The sequence below is a fragment of the Rarobacter faecitabidus genome (genome assembly GCF_006716265.1).
GTDB lineage: Bacteria > Actinomycetota > Actinomycetes > Actinomycetales > Cellulomonadaceae > Rarobacter > Rarobacter faecitabidus.
On the sequence record NZ_VFOS01000001.1, the window covers coordinates 92,193 to 111,076 of the forward strand.

The 18,884-nt window shown below is 67.1% G+C and carries 13 protein-coding genes; 10 read left to right on the top strand and 3 right to left on the bottom strand.

All coding sequences use genetic code 11. The features are described from left to right. Positions 1 to 85: 85 nt before the first annotated feature. Entirely contained in the window at positions 86 to 1,777 is a 1,692-nt protein-coding gene (pgi, locus tag FB461_RS00515) for a glucose-6-phosphate isomerase (protein WP_142120586.1), read from the bottom strand. Positions 1,778 to 2,022: 245 nt separating this feature from the next. On the opposite strand from pgi, the gene FB461_RS12105 reads away from it, so the two are divergent. The 4 genes from FB461_RS12105 to FB461_RS00535 are packed head-to-tail and all read left to right on the top strand — an operon-like array spanning position 2,023 to position 8,373. Beyond that, entirely contained in the window at positions 2,023 to 3,288 is a 1,266-nt protein-coding gene (locus FB461_RS12105; RefSeq protein ID WP_142117965.1) for an efflux RND transporter periplasmic adaptor subunit, read from the top strand. Further along, positions 3,285 to 5,240, top strand: coding sequence for an ABC transporter permease (locus FB461_RS12400; protein WP_142117967.1), 1,956 nt, complete (start codon positions 3,285 to 3,287; stop codon positions 5,238 to 5,240). Before FB461_RS12105 ends, FB461_RS12400 begins: the two co-directional genes overlap by 4 nt. Before the next feature lie 32 nt (positions 5,241 to 5,272). Further along, a complete protein-coding gene (locus FB461_RS00530; protein WP_142117969.1) occupies positions 5,273 to 6,376 on the top strand; it encodes a hypothetical protein in 1,104 nt (367 codons plus the stop codon). After that, positions 6,373 to 8,373, top strand: a complete 2,001-nt coding sequence (locus tag FB461_RS00535; RefSeq protein ID WP_142117971.1) for a permuted SH3 domain-containing protein — start codon at positions 6,373 to 6,375, stop codon at positions 8,371 to 8,373. The genes FB461_RS00530 and FB461_RS00535 overlap by 4 nt, the downstream gene beginning before the upstream one ends. 59 nt (positions 8,374 to 8,432) lie before the next feature. Here FB461_RS00535 and FB461_RS00540 read toward each other — a convergent pair whose 3' ends face one another. Both FB461_RS00540 and FB461_RS00545 read right to left on the bottom strand, forming a co-directional pair. Continuing rightward, positions 8,433 to 9,977 (bottom strand): sensor histidine kinase, encoded by a 1,545-nt coding sequence (locus tag FB461_RS00540; RefSeq protein WP_142117973.1) that lies wholly within the window; start codon positions 9,975 to 9,977, stop codon positions 8,433 to 8,435. Next, the gene (locus FB461_RS00545) at positions 9,970 to 10,731 is read right to left on the bottom strand and encodes a response regulator transcription factor (protein WP_142117975.1); all 762 of its coding nucleotides are present in this window, start codon (positions 10,729 to 10,731) and stop codon (positions 9,970 to 9,972) included. Before FB461_RS00545 ends, FB461_RS00540 begins: the two co-directional genes overlap by 8 nt. A 225-nt stretch (positions 10,732 to 10,956) precedes the next feature. Here FB461_RS00545 and topA point away from each other — a divergent pair, with 225 nt between their 5' ends. The 6 genes from topA (at position 10,957) to FB461_RS00575 (ending at position 18,856) form a co-directional block, all read left to right on the top strand. Beyond that, a complete protein-coding gene (topA, locus tag FB461_RS00550) occupies positions 10,957 to 13,668 on the top strand; it encodes a type I DNA topoisomerase (RefSeq protein WP_142117977.1) in 2,712 nt (903 codons plus the stop codon). Positions 13,669 to 13,753: 85 nt separating this feature from the next. Then, a complete protein-coding gene (locus FB461_RS12110) occupies positions 13,754 to 14,194 on the top strand; it encodes a DUF4190 domain-containing protein (RefSeq protein ID WP_211349813.1) in 441 nt (146 codons plus the stop codon). 108 nt (positions 14,195 to 14,302) lie between these two features. Further along, on the top strand, positions 14,303 to 15,367 hold the full coding sequence (locus tag FB461_RS00560) for a Gfo/Idh/MocA family protein (protein WP_142117979.1): 1,065 nt from the start codon (positions 14,303 to 14,305) through the stop codon (positions 15,365 to 15,367). A 60-nt stretch (positions 15,368 to 15,427) separates the two neighbouring features. Continuing rightward, complete coding sequence (gene tmk, locus FB461_RS00565; protein WP_142117981.1) at positions 15,428 to 16,069, top strand: dTMP kinase; 642 nt, start codon at positions 15,428 to 15,430, stop codon at positions 16,067 to 16,069. Further along, the gene (locus tag FB461_RS00570; RefSeq protein ID WP_142117983.1) at positions 16,066 to 17,229 is read left to right on the top strand and encodes a DNA polymerase III subunit delta'; all 1,164 of its coding nucleotides are present in this window, start codon (positions 16,066 to 16,068) and stop codon (positions 17,227 to 17,229) included. Before tmk ends, FB461_RS00570 begins: the two co-directional genes overlap by 4 nt. Positions 17,230 to 17,293: 64 nt before the next feature. Continuing rightward, complete coding sequence (locus FB461_RS00575; protein ID WP_170222526.1) at positions 17,294 to 18,856, top strand: alpha/beta hydrolase; 1,563 nt, start codon at positions 17,294 to 17,296, stop codon at positions 18,854 to 18,856. Positions 18,857 to 18,884: the final 28 nt, after the last annotated feature.

Consider the following 18,884-nt stretch of genomic DNA (forward strand, 5'->3'; position numbering starts at 1 on the left):
AGGGTTGCCCGGCACCCGATATATCCGGTGCCCGGCAACCCTAACCGGTGCTTTCGCGTGGGGTGGCTGGCGCGTGGCGGGGCGACTACCCCTTGCGTAGCTCCAGGTACTTGGTGATGAGGGAACGGGTCGAGGGGTCCTGATCGGCCAGGGCAAGTCCGTCGCCGGTTACCGCGGGGGCGATCTCCAGCGCGAGTTTCTTGCCGAGTTCGACGCCCCACTGGTCGAACGAGTCGATGCCCCAGATGATTCCCTGCACAAAGGTGATGTGCTCGTACAGCGCGATGAGCTGACCCACGACGGCGGGCGAGAGCTCCGGTGCAAGGATGGACGTCGAAGGGCGGTTGCCCGGGAAGACGCGGGCGGGCACGATCTCCTCGGGGGTCCCCTCGGCGCGCACCTCGTCAGCGGTCTTCCCGAATGCGAGTGCCTTCGTCTGGGCGAAGTAATTCGCGAGGAACAGGCCGTGCACGTCGACGCCGCCATCCTGGAGCGGGCGAGCCGGGTTGGCGACGGCGATGAAGTCGGCGGGGATGAGTCGCGTGCCCTGGTGAATCAGCTGGTAGAACGCGTGCTGGCCGTTAGTTCCTGGCTCGCCCCAGAAGACCTCACCGGTCTGCGTCGCGACCGGCGTTCCATCCCAGCGCACGGACTTGCCGTTGGACTCCATCGTGAGCTGCTGCAGATACGCCGGGAAACGGTGCAGGTACTGGGCGTAGGGGAGCACGGCGTGCGTGTGCGCGTCCAGGAAGTTCGTGTACCAGACGTTGAGCAGGCCCATGAGCACGGGCACGTTCTGGGCAAACGGCGTGGTGCGGGTGTGCTCGTCGATGGCGTGGAATCCCGCCAGGAACTCGTCGAATCCATCGGGGCCGATCGCGATCGCGATGGACGTGCCGATCGCCGAATCGACCGAGTAGCGGCCGCCCACCCAGTCCCAGAACCCGAACGCGTTCTCGGGGTCGATGCCGAAGTCGGCGACCTTATCGAGCGCGGTCGAGACGGCCACGAAGTGACGGGCGACGGCCCCGGTGCGGGCGGCGTCGCTGTCGTCGATGATGCCACGCTCTGATAGTTGCTCCCACAGCCACGTGCGCGCGAGGCGCGCGTTCGTGAGCGTCTCAAGCGTGGTGAAGGTCTTGGAGGCGACGATGAACAGCGTCGTCTCCGGGTCCAACCCGGCTGTCTTCTCGTAGACGTCCGAGGGGTCGATGTTCGAGACGAAGCGCAGTTCCAGGCCCTCCTGGACGTACGGCTTGAGCGCCTCGTAGACCATGACGGGGCCGAGGTCGGAGCCGCCGATGCCGATGTTGACGACCGTCCGTACCGGCTTGCCCGTCACGCCCTGCCATTCGCCCGAACGCACGGAGTCGGCGAAGTCGGCGATCTTGGCGAGGACCTCCTGGACATCGTCGTCGACGTGCTGGCCGTCAACGATCAGCGGCGACGTTTCGTCCGCCGGACGCCGCAGCGCGGTATGCAGCACGGCACGGTTCTCAGTGACATTAATGTGGTCGCCGCGCAACATGGCCTCGAACCGTCCCTGCAGATCTACGGCCTCGGCAGCCTTCACCAGCAGCGCAAGCGTTTCGTCGGTGACGAGGTTCTTCGACAGATCGACGACGAGGTCCGCTGCCTCGTAGGTGAGCCGGTATGCGCGTTCGGGGTCATCGGCGAACCAGCCGCGAAGATCCGGTTTCAATGCGGCGGCGTGTTGCTGGAGTTCACTCCAGGCGGCGGTGGTGGTGATGTCAATCGGTGCAGGCTGGGCGCTCACGGCAACCTCTCTTGAAGCGGTCGGTTTTCGGCGGCCGCGAACGTAACTGCGGATCTTGCTGGCCACTGTCAATACCCTACGGCGAATTGCCCCGACGGTCACCCGTCGATCGTCCCAGAGCCCCACCAGCAGGGCGGACGGGCCCACACAGCGTCCGCACAGCCCGGAGAAAGTCCCCACCCACCGGGCGCGCTTACCGTTCCGGAGGAAGCATAAATTTCGCTGCTCGTGACAAAAGGAAAACCATGGCACAACGCACCCGCAAGCGCCTTCGCAGGCCCTCGTGGCGAGTCCTGATCATCGTGACCGCATTCGTCCTGATCGCCGGAGGCGGAACCGCGTTCGCGATAACCCGGGGCAACCAGCCCGAGTCCGCCGAACCCGCCGCGACCACTGCCACCGCCTCGCTCGCCACGATCGAACGCACGGTCTCGGCCTCCGGAACCCTCACGCCCACCGCCACGGCCGACGAGGCCTTCGATGCCTCAGGCACGGTCGAGGCGGTGTACGTGGCGGAGGGCGATACGGTCACCGAAGGCCAGAAGCTCGCCAAGATCGACGATCTCAGCCTCACCAAGGCGCTCCTCGAGGCGAAAGTTTCCTACCTGAGCGCGAAGGCAGACTATGACGAGGCGACATCGGATGCCGACGGCAGCGACTTGAGCGACGTGCGGCTCAGCGCTGCCAAAGCGGCGCTCAAGGTCGCCAAGCAGTCCTACCGTGACGCCAAGGAAGCGATGAGCGATCAGACGCTACGGGCGAGCATCGCGGGACTCGTCACCTCGGTTGGCATTGAGGTCGGTGATGTCACGTCGGGTACCTCGTCCGCATCCAGCGCCGGCGGCGAAACCGCAGGAGCAAGCGCGGCAGGGAACTCGGGTATGGGCGCCACCACGACGACCGCGGCCACCACGAGTTCCGCCGCCGTCACGATTGTGGGGACGGCCACCTGGCAGGTGTCGACCACGGTGGCGGCCAGCGACATCGACAACGTGAGCGCGGGCCTGCAGGTCGAGATGACCTCCGACGATCTCACCGACACCGTGTACGGAATCGTGTCGGCGGTGGGCAAGCTACCCGATACCAGCTCGGGCACCATCGTGTACCCGGTCACGATCGACGTGACGGGCGATACGTCCGCCCTGTTCGACGGAGTCAGCGTCGACGTCTCGATCATCTACGAGCGCCGCACCAACGTCCTGACGGTTCCATCGGCCGCGGTGACGACCACGGATGGCGCCGCCACCGTGGAACTCGTCGGCACCGATGGGACGGTCACCACAACGACCGTCGAGGTCGGTCAGACCTCCGGCGATCAAACCGAGATCACTTCGGGGATCAGCGAGGGCGACACGGTTCAGTATCAGCCGTTCCAGGCCATGGGCGGCAGCGGCTCGGGGGATTCCGAGCGGAATTCCCAGATGCCCGAGTTCGGCGACTTCGGTGTCGGGGGCCAAGGCGGTCCTCCCTCTGGCGGTGCGCCAGGCGGCTTCCCGGGGGGCGGGCAATGAGCGCCGTAGCCATCGCGCGCACGCAGACCGGCAGTGGCGGCGACGGCGCATCCCCGGTCATCGAACTGATCGACGGACGCAAGACGTACCGGACCGGCGCGATCGAGTTCGAGGCCATGCGCGGCGTCGACCTCACCGTGAACAGGGGCGACTACGTCGCCATCACGGGGCCGTCTGGCTCAGGCAAATCGACCCTCATGAACGTTCTCGGTTGCCTCGATGTCCTCACCTCGGGCAGTTATCGCATCGCCGGGCAGGTGGTTTCGGATCTGGACGAGTCCTCCCTCGCCACCCTGCGCAACGAGGAGATCGGCTTCGTGTTCCAGCAGTTCCACCTCCTGCCTTCGCTGAGCGCCCTGCGCAACGTGGAACTGCCGCTCGCCTACCGCGGTACCCCTCGGGCCGAGCGGCACGAGCGGGCGCGCGCCGCGCTCGACAGGGTAGGCCTCGGCGACAAGGCGGCCAACCGGCCGGGTGAACTATCGGGTGGTCAGCAGCAGCGCGTGGCCGTTGCGCGGGCGCTCGTCGGCGAACCCGCACTGCTACTCGCCGACGAGCCGACCGGAAACCTCGACACCGCCTCGACCGGAGACGTGCTCGCCCTCCTTGACGAACTGCACGAGCAGGGCCGAACGATCGTGCTGATCACGCACGAGCAGGAGGTCGCCGCGCGCGCAGCGCCAGGTGCGCATGCGCGACGGACTGGTCCAGCAGGCGGAAGGGGCGCGACAGTGAACTGGCAAGAGACCACCGCCACCGCCTGGCACGCCATCCGTTCGCACGGCATGCGCTCGCTGCTGACCGTGCTGGGAATCCTCATCGGCATCGCGGCGGTCATCCTCACCGTCGGCCTCGGACTGGGAACGCAGAAGGACGTCAGCGAGCAGATATCCTCACTCGGCTCGAACCTGCTCATCGTGACGCCGGGCTCGTCCACGGACAGCTCGGGCATGCGCGGCGGATTCGGCAGCGGTGCAACGCTCACGACGCAGGACGTGGCCGCGCTGAGCTCGGCGGTAGCCGTCCCCGATGTCGCCAACGTCGCGGCGGAGAAATCGTCCTCCCTGTCGGTCACCGCGGGGGACACGAACTGGACCACGACGGTTACGGGTGTGACATCCGACTGGCTCACGGTGCGGTCGCGCTCCGTTGCGCTCGGCGCCTTCGTCGATCAGCAGGCCACCGACGAGGTCGTGCTCGGCTCGGCCGCGGCGGAGGAGCTCTTCGGCACGACGTTCGTGATCGGCCAATCCGTCACGATCAATGACGCCGACTTCACCGTCGTGGGGGTGCTCGCCGAGCAGGGCTCGAACTCGACGTCCAACCTGGATGATCTCGCGATCGTCTCGATGCCCGCCATGGCCGACACGATCGTCGGAGGAACGGACCGCAGGAGCGTCAGCACGATCTACCTCAAGGCCTCCGACACCAGCACGATCTCGGCGGCGAAGCAGGAGGCGGAGCAGTTGCTCCTCAACCTGCACGCCATTACCGACGCAGACAACGCCGACTTCACCATCACCTCGCAGGATTCGCTCGTCGATACGGCCACGGCCGTCTATCAGACGCTCACCGTCCTGCTGGCCGGCATCGCCGGACTCTCGCTCCTGGTCGGCGGCATCGGGGTGATGAACATCATGCTCGTTTCGGTGACGGAACGAACCCGGGAGATCGGCCTGCGCAAGGCCCTCGGCGCTCCGCCGCGCGCCATCCGGCGACAGTTCCTGGTCGAGGCATCGATCCTCGGTCTGACCGGCGGCCTGATGGGCGCGGTGATCGGCATCGTCGCCGCTCGGGTTCTGCCCGCTCTCCTGGGCTCGTCCGTCATCGTCTCACCGCTCGCGGTCGGAGGCTCAATCGGCATCGCAATCGCGATCGGCCTGATCTTCGGCGTGTATCCGGCCATCCGGGCGGCGCGCCTCGCACCCATCGACGCACTGCGGGCCGAATAGCCGGCCTGCCACTTCACTCCTAAGGAATCTTCATGACCACAACGTTCTCCCGACGTCCCATCCGCGCATTCGCCAGGTTTGCCGCGTTCCCAGCCCTGGGGATCACGCTCGCCCTCTCGCTCGCCGCGTGCGGCGACTCCGGCGATTCCGCCGCACCGACGGCATCACCTTCTTCGGGCGCCACGCAGTCTGCTGGCGACGCTCCGACCGGCGGCAATGTCACGCCCGGCGTGACCGGCGAGATCGCCGCAGTGACCGGCTCGATCGCGCAGGTCCAGGACGGCGATTCTCAGACGGCGGTCACGTGGACGGACACCACGGCCTTCAAGGCCCGCGTGGCCGGCACGGTCGACGACATCACCGTCGGATCGTGCGTCGTGGCGTCGGCCGGCTTTGGCGGGGACGATGCCACGTCTTCCACAGAGGGGGACGAGTCCTCCGCTACCTTTGCTGCAAGTACTGTCCAGGTGAGTGAGCCGGTGGATGGCGAATGCACGGGTGGTTTCGGCGGTGGATTCGGTGGCGGCGCACCCGGCGCAGGAGGGGGCCCCGGGAGCGGAACCGCGGGCGGAAGCGCCGACGGGACGGCGGGCGAACCTCCCGCGGGCGGAAGCGCCGACGCAGGGCCGGATGCGGCCGGCGGCACGCCGCCCGCGGCTTCGAATGGCACACCTCCTGATGGCGCGAGCGGTGACGCCGGTTCGGCGCAACGTCCGAGCTTCGGTGGCATGGCCGTCGGAGTGGTGACCTCGATCGAGGGAGAGACCGTGACCGTAGAGAGCTCGCTCCCCAGCGGCGGTCCGGCCGCGGATCGCGCTGCCGCCACCGACGGTGACGCCGCGACCGGCTCGGGTGCGACATCCACTACTCCGGCCACAGCGACCTTCACCGTCGCGAGCGACACGAGCGTCACCACGACGCAGGACTCGTCCGCCGACGCCGTGATCGCTGGACAGTGCATTTCGGCGACCGGTGATCAGGACGACTCCGGAACGCTCGCCGCCACGACCATCACGATCTCGCAGCCCGACGAATCGGGCTGCGTGTCGCGCCCCGCTGGACGCGGCGGCGCGGGTGGCGGGCGTCCGGGCGCCGCGACGCAGGACGGCGCCACGGGTCAGGGAGGACAGGCGTGAACAAGTCAAAGGGAAGACTCATCGGTCTGGTGACTGGAGGTGCCATCGCGGCGGTCATCGCTGCGGGGGGCTTCGCCTTCGCGAGCGGTACGTCCTCCGCGGGCCAATACCGGACCTTCACGGCCCAGCAGGGATCGGTCGCGCAGGCGCTCTCGCTCACGGGCACAATCGCATCGGCGACGCGCAGCGATGTCGCGTTCTCGGCCGCTGGCACCGTCGCCACCATCGACGTGGCGATCGGTGACACGGTCACGGCCGGACAGGTGCTCGCGACGCTGGACGACGACGAACTCGCCGACACTGTGGCGGATGCCCGCGAGGCGGTCGCCAGCGCCCGGGAGAAACTGGCAAGCGACCTCGAAGCGCAATCCTCCGCCTCGGAGAGCACCTCATCGAGTTCAACGACCAATGCCCAGGCGGCCTCGTCCACCAAGACGACCCCGACGGGTACTGTAACGGCCGCCGTCTACGTGGTTCGCGACGCGCCTACCGCGTCGCCGCAGCCCTCTTCGGTCGCTGCGAAGACCGTGGCCGACACGACGGTATCGAGTACCCTGACGGCCGCCAAGGCCGCCTACGACACGGCGCGCGCGGCTGTGACGACGGCGCAGGAGGCGCTCATCGGCAAGTACGACGAGGTCACGGGCGAGTCCTCGGCCAGTGACGACGACGTGGCGGACGCGACCGGCAGCGAGGGCGCGTGCGCCGCGTTCCTCGCCGTGACCGATCCGGCGGATGATCAGGCGGCGACTTTCCTCGCCAACTGTCAGGCCGCGATCCTGACCGCGCAGGGCAGCCTCGACCGGGTGCAGGAGCTGCAATCCGAACTCACGGCGCTCGCGAAGACGCTCGATGAAAAGGTCGCGGCGCTCGACACCGCCGCCGAGGCGCTGGCGAAGGCGGCAACGGCCGCAGGCCAGGGAGGCGGCAGCACGGCCACGGGCGGATCGTCCGGCGACGACTCAGGTTCTGGCGCCACGAGCGGAACGGGCAGCGGATCGTCCACGGACAAGGACGGCAGTGGCGACAAGGCGGCGTCCGGCAGCGGCGGGCAGGCCGGCGGGGATGGTCAGTCTGGTGCGGGTAACCCTGGCGAATCGAGCGGCGGCTCATCGACCGGATCCGGTGACGCTGCGGCGGGCGGCGGGCAGGCCGGCTCGGGTAGCGCCGCCGGCGGCGGGGCGGTCACCGGCGGAGGATCGGGTGCCGCGAGCACCACGACGATCTCAGCGGCACGGATACTCGCCGATCGCGCGGAGATCACCCTGGCGAAAGCCCAACTCGCGATCGCCAAGCAGGCTCGCAGGGCGGGAACGCTCACCTCGCCGATCGCGGGCACCGTTGCGGCCGTCACCATGAGTGAGGGCGCGGAGGTCTCCGCAGGCGATAGCGCCTCGGGGATCACGATCCTCGGGACAGACGGGTACGTCATTTCGGCAACGGCAGACCTCGCGGGCGCAAAGCTGCTCGCTGTTGGCCAGGCGTTCACCGGCATCCTCTCTGGTGAGACTGAGCCGATCTCCGGCACCGTCTCGTCTATCGGCGTGACCAACTCGTCCTCGAACGCAACACCGAGCTACGCCGTCTCTCTGGCTGTCGACTCCGTTACGAGCGGACTTGGCGAGGGGGTTTCGATAGCGGTGTCGGTGGCGATCGCGAATCAGGAGAACGTGCTGACGGTCCCCACCTCCGCGGTGCACCGCACGGGCTCCCAGGCGAGCGTATTCGTCTACGACGCCAAGCAGGCGACGACGCGGGAGGTCGAGGTGGGTGCGGTAGGGACGGAACTCACCGAGATCACGAGCGGCCTTGAGGCCGGTGAGGTCGTCGTGCTGGCCGATCTGCAGGCGGCGATATCCGCCGATTCCGACGACGAATCGTCCAGCGGTCTGAGTGGCCTCGGGGGATCGAGTAGCGGCGAGACCTCGACGTTCGGTCCTCCCGGCGGCGGCTTCCCGGGTGGCGGGAGCGGACGCCCGGCGGGCGGGCGGGGTTAGGACGGGTCCTACTGCGCGAGTTCAAGGACAGCCTGGACCGAAGGAGAAGGAGCGCCGAGCTAGCGGCCCAGCGGCAGGTGGATGGTGAACCGGGTGTCGCCCGGTTCGGACGTCACCTCGATACGGCCCCCGTGCGACTTCACTGTCGCCTCGACGATCGCGAGGCCCAGTCCGGTGGATCCGCCCACCCGGTTGCGGGCCCCGTCGGCGCGCACGAAGCGCTGGAATATGCGCGGCAGCACCGCGGGGTCGATCCCGGGACCGTCGTCCCTCACCTCGATGAGGGCTTCGTCACCCTCGATCCCTACCGACGTGATGACCGTAGTGCCCGGCGGCGTGTGAATGCGCGCGTTCGCGAGCAGGTTGACCAGTACCTGCTGGAGTCGTGCCTCGTCACCGGCTACCTCGACCGCCCCGTCGGCGACATCGCCGAGCAGCCACGTGTGGTCGGGGCCGGCGGCGTGAGCATCGGCGATGCAGTCGATCGCCAGGGCGGTCAGATCGACGGGCTCACGTTCGAGCGGGCGCCCCGCGTCCATGCGCGCGAGCAGAAGCATGTCTTCGACGAGCCCACCCATGCGTACCGATTCGGAGTGGATTCGGTCGATGTACCGCCTGGTGGATTCCGCCAACTCATAGTCGGATCGTTCAACCAGTTCGGCGTACCCGCGAATGGAGGCCAGCGGAGTGCGCAGTTCGTGACTCGCGTCCGCCACGAACTGGCGCACCTGAGTCTCGGACTCGTGGCGTGCATTGAGGGACGATTCGACGTGCCGCAGCATCGTGTTGAGCGCGCGGCCGACCTGATCGGCTTCGGCGACGGAATGCTCGTCCACAGGAACCGACGGGATGACCGCCACCTCGCCGCGGGACAACTCCATCTCCGCGACCTCGCTCGCCGCCGCGGCCACCCGGGCGAGCGGCCGCAGCGACCGCCTGACGAGGATCGTGCCAATGACACCCGCCCCCGCTAGCGTCGCCAGGCTGACGCCGGCCGAAAGGGCGAGATAGCGGGCCAGTGAGGAATCGACCTGAGCGGTGGGCATGGCCGTGATGAACTGCTCGCCGGTCGAATTGGTGCGGGAGATCGCACGAACGGACCCGAGGCCGGGAACGGAGACGGCGGTGATCTTCCGGTCCTGCGCGCCCGTGATTAGCGCGGTCTTCTGGTCGGTGGTCAGCGCCAGGTAGTCGCCGGTCGCGGGATCGAAGTACCCGGCATCGAAGACCTCCCCGTCCTGCACGCGAACCACTATCGTCCCGCCGCTGACGGCATTCGGGATCTGCGCACCGGGTCCGGGCTCGTCCTCGTCCGCCGCGTCCGGCGACTCGTCGTCCTGGTTCGCGTCGTCCTGGTTCACGGGGAAGGGAGTGCTGCCGCTCGGCTCGGGGGGCCGCCGGCCGCCGGGCAGCGGCCCGCGCATTCCGACGGTACGGGACGAGGCCACCTGGAGTTGGCTATCGAGTTCGGAGATCAGGGTGGACCTGATGGAGAAGTAGGACACCGCGGTGATGACCGTGCTCAGTAGCGCGAGCAGCACCACGACCAGTACGACGATCTGGGTGCGCAGCGTCGAGCGCCGCCCCACGAGCGTTCTAGGCATCGTCGCCAGTTACGGCAGGTTTCAGGATGTAGCCCACGCCGCGCAGGGTGTGGATCATTGGGGCGCGTCCCGCGTCCACCTTGCGCCGCAGGTAGGAGATGTACAACTCCACGATGTTGGCGTTGCCGCCGAAATCGTAGTTCCAGACGCGGTCGAGGATCTGGGCCTTCGACACGACGCGCTTGGCATTGCGCATGAGGTATCGCAGTAACTCGAACTCGGTTGCCGTGAGGTGAATCTCCTCGCCTGCGCGGCTCACCTCGTGACTGTCCTCGTTCAGCGTGAGGTCGCCGACTGTGAGGAGCGACTCAGGTTGCGTGGTCTTGATGCCCGTGCGCCGCAGGAGCCCGCGTATGCGCGCGATGACCTCCTCGAGGCTGAACGGCTTGGTGACGTAGTCATCGCCGCCCGCCGTCAGCCCGGCCACCCGGTCCTCGACGGCGTCCTTCGCGGTGAGGAAGAGCACCGGCACGGACGTGTTCGCCTCGCGCAGCCTGCGCAGGACCGTGATGCCGTCCATATCGGGGAGCATGACGTCGAGGATAACGACATCGGGATCACGCTCGCGGGCGGACTTGAGTGCCTGGTTCCCGGTCAGCGCGACGTCAACCTCCCAGCCCTCGTATCTCAGGGCCGCCCCGAGGAGCTCGGCGAGATTGGGTTCGTCGTCGACGACGAGGGCGCGGATCTGAGAGCCGTCTGAACGCACCAGGTGTTCGTCGCCGTTAGTGTGGGGTGTGGTTGTTGCTGCCATACTCTGATTCTTGTACCAGGGAGCGGGAATGCGCTTTGCGTAACCTGTGCGGTATCTGTGAATGCGCCATAGCTGGCCCACGGTAACGCTGTGGACGGATCTTTCCGCGGCGGGGGTAGTTTAGAGTTTCGCAGCGAAGGCGTGTGCGTCGGCACCTGCCGGCACCGGCTGGCAACCGGCAATCGGCGTACGCTGCTCGGAGTTCGTCACTGACAGGAGTGCTACATGTCCACCGGACGCAAACTGGTGATCGTCGAGTCACCGGCCAAGGCGCGGACCATCGCCGGATACCTCGGCGACGACTTCGAAGTGGAAGCCTCCGTCGGCCACATTCGCGACCTCCCGCAGCCTTCGGAGCTCCCGACCGAGATGAAGAAGGGCCCCTTCGGCCGCTTCGCCGTCGATGTCGACAACGGATTCGAGCCCTACTACGAGGTGTACGCGGACAAGAAGAAGAAGGTCCGCGAACTGAAGGCCGCGCTGAAGGAAGCCGACGAGCTCTACCTCGCAACCGATGAGGACCGCGAGGGAGAGGCGATCGCGTGGCACCTGCTGCAGGCCCTCAAGCCCAAGGTTCCGGTCAAGCGCATGGTCTTCCACGAGATCACTCGCGAAGCGATCAGTCGGGCGCTCGAACAGACGCGCGAGATCGATACGCGACTCGTGGACGCGCAGGAGACGCGGCGCATCCTCGACCGCCTCTACGGCTACGAGGTTTCGCCCGTGCTGTGGCGCAAGGTGCGCCAGGGCCTGAGCGCGGGCCGCGTGCAGTCCGTGGCTACCCGGCTCGTCGTCGAGCGCGAGCGCGAGCGCATGGCCTTCGTGTCTGCTGAGTACTGGGACGTGCTCGGCGAATTCGCCCCCGTCGCGGGCGAGGAGACCGATCTGTGGTCGCAGGCTCGCCTCGTCCAGCTCAACGGCAAGAAGGTTGCCCTGGGGCGGGACTTCGACGATGCGGGCAGGCTCAAGAACTCCGAGGTGGTGCACCTCGACGCCGCGGGCGCGCAGGCAGTCGTCGCAGCGATCGAGGGCAAGCCCGCGCGCGTGGCCAGCCTCGAGACCAAGCCGTACCGGCGCAAGCCAGCGGCACCGTTCACCACCTCCACGCTCCAGCAGGAGGCAGGCCGCAAGCTGCGCCTCACTTCTCGCCAGACAATGCGGGTGGCGCAGACGCTGTACGAGAACGGTTACATCACGTACATGCGTACCGATTCGTCGGCGCTGTCCACGCAGGCGGTGCAGGCGGCGCGCAAGCAGATCGCTAGCCTCTTCGGGGCGGACTACGTGCCCGGCAAGCCGCGCGTATACGCCAAGCAGGCGAAGGGTGCGCAGGAGGCACACGAGGCAATCCGCCCGGCTGGCGACTCCTTCCGCACGCCATCTGAAGTGAAGGGACAGTTGAGCGGCGAGGAATTCCGGCTCTACGAACTGATCTGGAAGCGGACCGTCGCCTCCCAGATGGAGGACGCCCGCGGCAGCACCGCGACCCTGCGCATCCGCATCGCCGCCGATTCGGCCGACGCCGTCTTTGGGGTCTCCGGCACGGTCATCACGTTCCCGGGCTTCCTTGCCGCGTACGAGGAATCGGCCGATGTCGACCGCTACGACAAGGGCAACCCGAACGCGGAGAGCCGCCTGCCGAATGTCGCGGAGGGCGATGAGCTGGCGGTGCGAAACCTGCAGGCCGATGGCCACTCGACGACCCCGCCGCCGCGTTTCACCGAGGCTTCTCTGGTGAAGGCTCTCGAAGAGCGCGGAATCGGCCGCCCGTCGACCTACGCGTCGACGATCTCCGTCATCCAGGATCGTGGCTACGTGACGTCCCGCGGCCAGGCGCTCATCCCTAGCTGGCTGGCCTTCGCCGTCACGCGCCTGCTCGAAGAGCATTTCGGCCAGTTGGTCGACTACGACTTCACGGCGCAGATGGAGGCAGACCTCGACGCGATCGCTGCGGGGGACGAGGAGCGCGTCGCCTGGCTGACTAAGTTCTACTTCGGCGAGAACCCCCAGGATGCCGGCGGCCTGCACGAGCTGGTCGCCAACCTGGGCGACATCGACGCACGCGACATCAACTCCGTAGAACTCGGCGACGGGTTGCAGGTCCGGGTGGGCCGCTATGGCCCGTACGTCGAGGACACCTCGGCCCCGGTCAAGGAAGGCGAGAATCCGCCCCGCGCCAGCCTGCCCGAAGACCTCGCTCCGGACGAACTCAGCGTCGAGAAGGCGCGGGAACTCCTCGCGGTAAGCAGCGATGGGGGCCGTGAACTGGGCGTCGATCCGGCGAGTGGTCACGAGATCGTCGCAAAGCCGGGCAGGTTCGGTCCGTACGTGACCGAGGTTCTTCCCGAGCCGGAGTTGGACGAGTCGCTCAGCGCGGCCGCGCGCAAGAAGGCGCTCGCGGCCCTGCCGAAGCCGCGCACGGCGTCGCTGCTGAAGTCACAGGCGATCGAGACGGTGTCGCTCGAGGAGGCCCTCGCGCTGCTGTCGCTGCCGCGTGTAGTCGGCGTCGATCCGGAATCAGGTGCCGAGATCACCGCGCAGAACGGCCGCTACGGTCCCTACCTGAAGAAGGGCACGGATTCGCGAACGTTGCCGAACGAGGAGCAGATCTTCACGGTCACGCTCGAGGAGGCGCTGGCCATCTACGCCCAGCCGAAGCGCGGGCGGGGCGGATCGGCGTCGGCTACGGCGCCGTTGCGCGAACTCGGCGAGGATCCGAATTCCGGCAAGCCCATCGTGATCAAGGACGGCCGGTTCGGTGCCTACATTACTGACGGCACGACGAACCGAACGTTGCCGAAGGACCTGAGCGTCGAGGGCGTCACGTTCGAACAGGCCGTCGATCTTCTTGCGCAGAAGCGCGCCCAAGGGCCGGCGAAGAAGGGTGGTCGCACCGCCCGCAAGCCCGCCGCGAAATCGACGGCTAAGAAGAAGTAGCGGTTAGTCATAGCCGCAATTGACGTGATGTGGAAAACTTGTCCGTACCCACATCGTGATCTTTGAGACTTAGAGGAGCGGGATCGTGACTGACCCCAACAACCCCTACCGCTACGACGGCGGCCAAGGTAATCAATCCCCCTCGTATGGGACGCAGCCGAACAGTGGCTATCCGAATACTACGCAGCAGCCCGGCTACCAGAGTCAGGCTGGCTACCAGGGACAGAATTATCAGGCCCAGTCCTACCCGGCGACCGGCTACGCGACGCAGCCAGCCGGAACGAACGGCATGGCGATCGCCTCGCTGATCTGCAGCATCGTCGGCGTATCGCTCGTGGGCGTGATCCTCGGCCACATCGCTCTGAACCAGATCAAGTCGACCGGCCAGGAGGGCAAGGGCCTCGCACTGGCGGGCGTCATCATCGGCTACATCTCCATGGCGGCTTTCATCCTGTGGATCCTCTTCGTCGTGATTCTGGCCGCCGGCAGCAGTTCATTCGACACCACGACCTTTAGCAGTTTCTAGGTCCCGCCGGCTTCACCTGACATCCCCACGTACGGCCCCGCGCACACTGCGCGGGGCCGTACGCCGTTGGGGCTGGTAACAGGGCTGTAGGTACGGGATGATGAGCCTATGTATGCCTCGGCGATAGATGCACTGCCCACCGTCCCAGCCGCGAACAAGTCGGCACTGCCGCCGGATCCGGCGACGGCACCAGCGATCCGCTGGGGCGTCCTCGGCGCCGGCGGGATCGCGCGCATGTTCGCGCGCGCCATCCAGCACCACACCGTCTCGAATGTGACCGCAGTTGGCTCCCGCAGTCTGGAGAAGGCGGCGAGTTTCGCGCAGGATTTCCATATGCCTCGGATCTATGGTTCCTACGAGGAACTGGTGGCCAGCGACGACATCGACGTCGTCTACGTGGCCAGCCCGCACTCGCATCATCGCGAGCACGCGCTGCTGGCGCTCGAGGCGGGCAAGCCCGTGCTCGTGGAGAAGGCATTCACCCGCAACACCGGTGAGGCGCTCGACATCTTCCAGTTGGCCGCAAGCAAGGGTCTCTTCGTGATGGAGGCCATGTGGACGCGCTTTCTCCCTGCCACGTCGCTTGTCCACGAGATCATTGCGTCCGGGCAGATCGGCGAGGTCGTCGCAGTCCTCGCCGACCATGGACAGAAACTCGATCACGATGCCGCGGGGCGCCTCCTCAATCCGGCCCTCGCCGGTGGCGCGCTACTCGATCTTGGCGTCTACCCCATTGCGTACGCGATCGACATTCTGGGGGCCCTGGCACGCGTGTCCGCCGTCGGCAAGTTGACCGAAACGGGAGTCGATGGCAACGTGTCGCTCGTCCTCGACTACCCGGGTAAGCGGCAGGCGTCGCTCAACACCACACTGTGGGCGAAGACGGCCACCACAGCCGTGGTGGCCGGCACCAAGGCATGGATCGAAGTACCCGGCGACTTCTACTGCCCCGCGTCGATTCGCCTGCACCTGCCCGATGGCCTGACCAAGGAGATATCCACCGGATTCCCACCCGGGCACGCGGGTCTGGCCTACGAGGCTGCCGAGGTTGCCCGTTGCCTATCCGCGGGGCAGCTTCAGAGCGGACGCAACTCTTGGCGTGACACGCTTGCCGTGATGGCAACGCTGGACGAGGCCCGCCAGCAGGTCGGGGTTGTCTACCCAGGGGAGTAGGGATCCACAGGAGCCGGATGCCGCTACGCAAGTGTCGTTACCCCTCGGTAGGCTGGTCAGGTGAACCCTCCCAGCTCGGCCCATCGCGGCCTGTTCATCTCGTTCGAGGGTGGTGACGGCGTCGGCAAGTCCACGCAGGCGGCGCGGCTCGCCGAATGGTTCCGCCGAGAGGCGGGCCGGGAGGTCGTGACTACGCGAGAGCCTGGCGGCACGGGGCTCGGCGTCCAACTGCGCGAACTGCTGTTGCACGGGGGCGAGATGGCACCCAAGACGGAGGCCCTTATCTATGCTGCGGACAGAGCTCAGCACGTGAGCCAGCTCATCGAGCCCGCCCTGGCGGCCGGGAAGGTGGTCATCACCGACCGCTACCTCGATTCGTCCGTCGCATATCAGGCGGGCGGTCGTACGCTGGACGCCACGGAGATCGAGGGCTTGTCGCTATGGGCCACGGGCGGGCTGTTGCCCGATCGCACGTTCCTCTTGGACGTTCCGCTCGAGGAATCCACTGCGAGGCTGGGGGAGGGCCGGGACCGCCTGGAGCGCGCAGGCAAGGAATTCCATCGCCGGACGCGCGAGGCATTCCTTTTCCGGGCCGCGTCGGACCCAGGCCGCTGGGTGATTATCGACGCGACTCGGAGCGTTGCGGAAGTCGGGCAAGCCATCGTGGAGTCCGTCGAGGCGTTGCTCGGAGGAGCGGAATGAGCGTGCAATCTGCCACCGGCACTGGCGTATGGGGCGAACTGGTCGGCCAGGATCGAGCCATGGCCACTCTCAAGCGAGCTGTCACCGATCCGTCGGCGATGACCCACGCCTGGCTCATCACGGGGCCACCGGGGTCGGGGCGCTCCAATGCGGCGCTTGCGTTCGCCGCGGCACTGCAGTGCCCTCGGGGTGGGTGCGGCGAATGTCAAGTCTGCACGTCGGTGCTGGCCGGCACGAATCCCGACGTCGAGGTGCTGCGGACCGACAAGGTGGTTATCGCGATCGATGAGGTGCGTGAGCTCGTCACCACCGCGGGCCGCTCACCCGTGGGCGGCCGTTGGCGGGTGATCATCGTGGAGGACGCCGATCGCATGATCGAGCGGACTACCAACGTACTGCTCAAAGCGATCGAGGAGCCGTCCCCGCGCACGGTCTGGATCCTCTGCGCGCCCAGCCCCATGGACGTCCTGGTGACGATCCGTTCCCGCTGCAGGGCGGTATCGCTCCAGGTGCCCGACACGCAGGCGGTGGCCGATCTCATCGTGCGCCGTGATGGGGTATCCCCGCAGGTCGCCCTCGATGCGGCACGAGCCGCATGGTCGCATGTCGGGCGCGCCCGCCGGTTGGCGAATGACCCGGCAGTGGCGCACCAGCGCATCAGTGCACTGCGGGCTGTGCTGACCATGCGCGGTGTCGCTGGCGCGGTACGGCTCGCGGGAGAACTCGTCCAGAATGCCAAGGATGAGGCCGCGGCCCTCAGCGAGGAATCCGAGGCGCGGGAGCGCGGCGAACTGCTTACTGCGCTCGGCGCGCAGGACCTGCGCACGCTGCCGCCAGCGATCCGCAGTCAGGTGCGACACCTCGAAGAGGATCAGAAGCGCCGCCGCCGGCGGCGCGAAATCGACACCGTGGATCAGTTGCTGATCGACATCGCGGGGTTGTTCCGCGACGTGCTCGTGACCGCCATCGACGCGCAGGTGGAGACCCTCAACAGTTCGATTCAGGACGACATCGAGGCGGCTGCCGCGCAGCTCGGGACCACGGCCGCGCTGGCAGCGCTCGACTCGGTCGCACTCGCGAGGACGCGCATCGCCGGAAACGTCACGCCGCTCTTGGCGATCGAGGCGCTTCTCGTATCGATTGCCGAACCGCGTCGCTAGGCGACGACGTGGTGTCATGGCCCTAGCCGTCACTGGTCTCGACGCCGGCCGCTACGCTGGGAGCGTGGTGAATCGATGGCGCTTCGCGAGCCCGCTGCTCGCCGTACTGCTCGCGGCGGGGTGCTCCACGACGTCCTTCGACAAGGAGCAGATCACGATCTCGGCGGGCGGCGATTCCGCAAGCGCGGCGATGGATCGTCCCGAGTCGAAGCAATCCGAGGCCGCCAAGATCCCAAGCGGGTTCCGCAAGTACTACCGGCAGGCCGTAACCTGGCTGCCGTGCGACGGGGACGTGGAGTGCGCGACGGTCGACGTGCCGATGGACTGGTCGGACCCCAAGAGTGATGTGGTTCCCATCGCATTGCGCAGGCTCCCGGCGCGCGGTCAGGCGCGCGGTTCGCTCCTGATCAATCCGGGTGGCCCGGGGCAGTCCGGTACGAAATTTCTGGGCTACGCGCGAGGGATCATCAGCGAGAGCGTGCTCGACGCCTTCGACCTCGTTGGCTTTGATCCGCGCGGGACGGGTCTGTCCCGCCCGCTGGAATGCTACGACGACACGCAGTGGGACGATTTCCTCTCGCTGGCATACGCCCCCGGACTGGAGGGCGTGAACGCGCGGATAGCGCAGGTAGCCGCCCTTGGAGCCGCCTGCGAGCGGGCCGCTGGCGACTGGCTGAGGTATCTCGATGTCGTCTCGGTCGCGCGGGACATGGACATGCTCCGCGCCGTGCTGGGCGATGAGCAGATCAACTACCTGGGCTACTCGTACGGCAGCCTGATCGGAAGCACATACGCCGGGCTCTTTCCCGCCAACGTCGGCGCGATGGTGCTCGACGGCGGCATCGACCCCACCTTGAGCGCCGAGCAGACGGCCGTGGACCAGGCACGCGGATTCGAGCGGGCGCTTACTACGTACGTCAACTACTGCCTTGACCGGCCGGAGTGTCCGCTGGTGGGCAATGCGGACGAGGCCAAGGCGCAGATCGCGACGCTCGTCGAAGGGCTGCGCGATACCCCGATGACGACATCGGATTCCAACCGCACATTGACGTCGACGCTCGCCGCGGCCGGTATCGAGTATTCGCTGTACGCTGAGTCGCGTTGGCCCATACTCACCAGCGCACTGACCGCGGCACTGGCCGACAATGACGGCACTCAGTTACTGACGAGCGCCGACACTTTCAACGCCCGGGCCGAGGACGGCGCGTACACGAGCCGCCGAGGACAGGCGTATCAGGCGATCTCCTGTATGGGGCCGCGGATCACGACCACGCAGCCCGCGCTTTCCAGGCTGATGGACCAGATGATCGATACCGCCCCGTCGATGGGCCGGATGCGCATCGATTCGCTGGTCCTGTGTGACGGCTGGCCGACGAGTGCCACGGCACAGTCGTACGATCTGTCCGCTACGGGATCTGCCACCATCCTCGTTATCGGCACCACGGGCGACCCGACGACCCCGTACGAATGGTCGCAGAGCCTGACCTCATTGCTCGACAACGCAGTGCTCCTCACCTTCGATGGTCAGGAACACGGTGCCTACGGGCGTTCCAATGCGTGTGTGGCGACTACGGTGGACGCATATCTGATCGAAAATGTGATACCCGCCACAGGCGCAACATGCTGATGTAACATCGCGGGTCACCGTTACGAAA

Bases quoted from the DNA above. Each gene is read 5' to 3' on its own strand.
- FB461_RS00530 (WP_142117969.1), top strand. From the start codon at position 5,273: ATGACCACAACGTTCTCCCGACGTCCCATCCGCGCATTCGCCAGGTTT.
- FB461_RS00540 (WP_142117973.1), bottom strand. From the start codon at position 9,977: ATGCCTAGAACGCTCGTGGGGCGGCGCTCGACGCTGCGCACCCAGATC.
- FB461_RS12105 (WP_142117965.1), top strand. From the start codon at position 2,023: ATGGCACAACGCACCCGCAAGCGCCTTCGCAGGCCCTCGTGGCGAGTC.
- FB461_RS00545 (WP_142117975.1), bottom strand. From the start codon at position 10,731: ATGGCAGCAACAACCACACCCCACACTAACGGCGACGAACACCTGGTG.
- topA (WP_142117977.1), top strand. From the start codon at position 10,957: ATGTCCACCGGACGCAAACTGGTGATCGTCGAGTCACCGGCCAAGGCG.
- FB461_RS12400 (WP_142117967.1), top strand. From the start codon at position 3,285: ATGAGCGCCGTAGCCATCGCGCGCACGCAGACCGGCAGTGGCGGCGAC.
- FB461_RS00570 (WP_142117983.1), top strand. From the start codon at position 16,066: ATGAGCGTGCAATCTGCCACCGGCACTGGCGTATGGGGCGAACTGGTC.
- FB461_RS00560 (WP_142117979.1), top strand. From the start codon at position 14,303: ATGTATGCCTCGGCGATAGATGCACTGCCCACCGTCCCAGCCGCGAAC.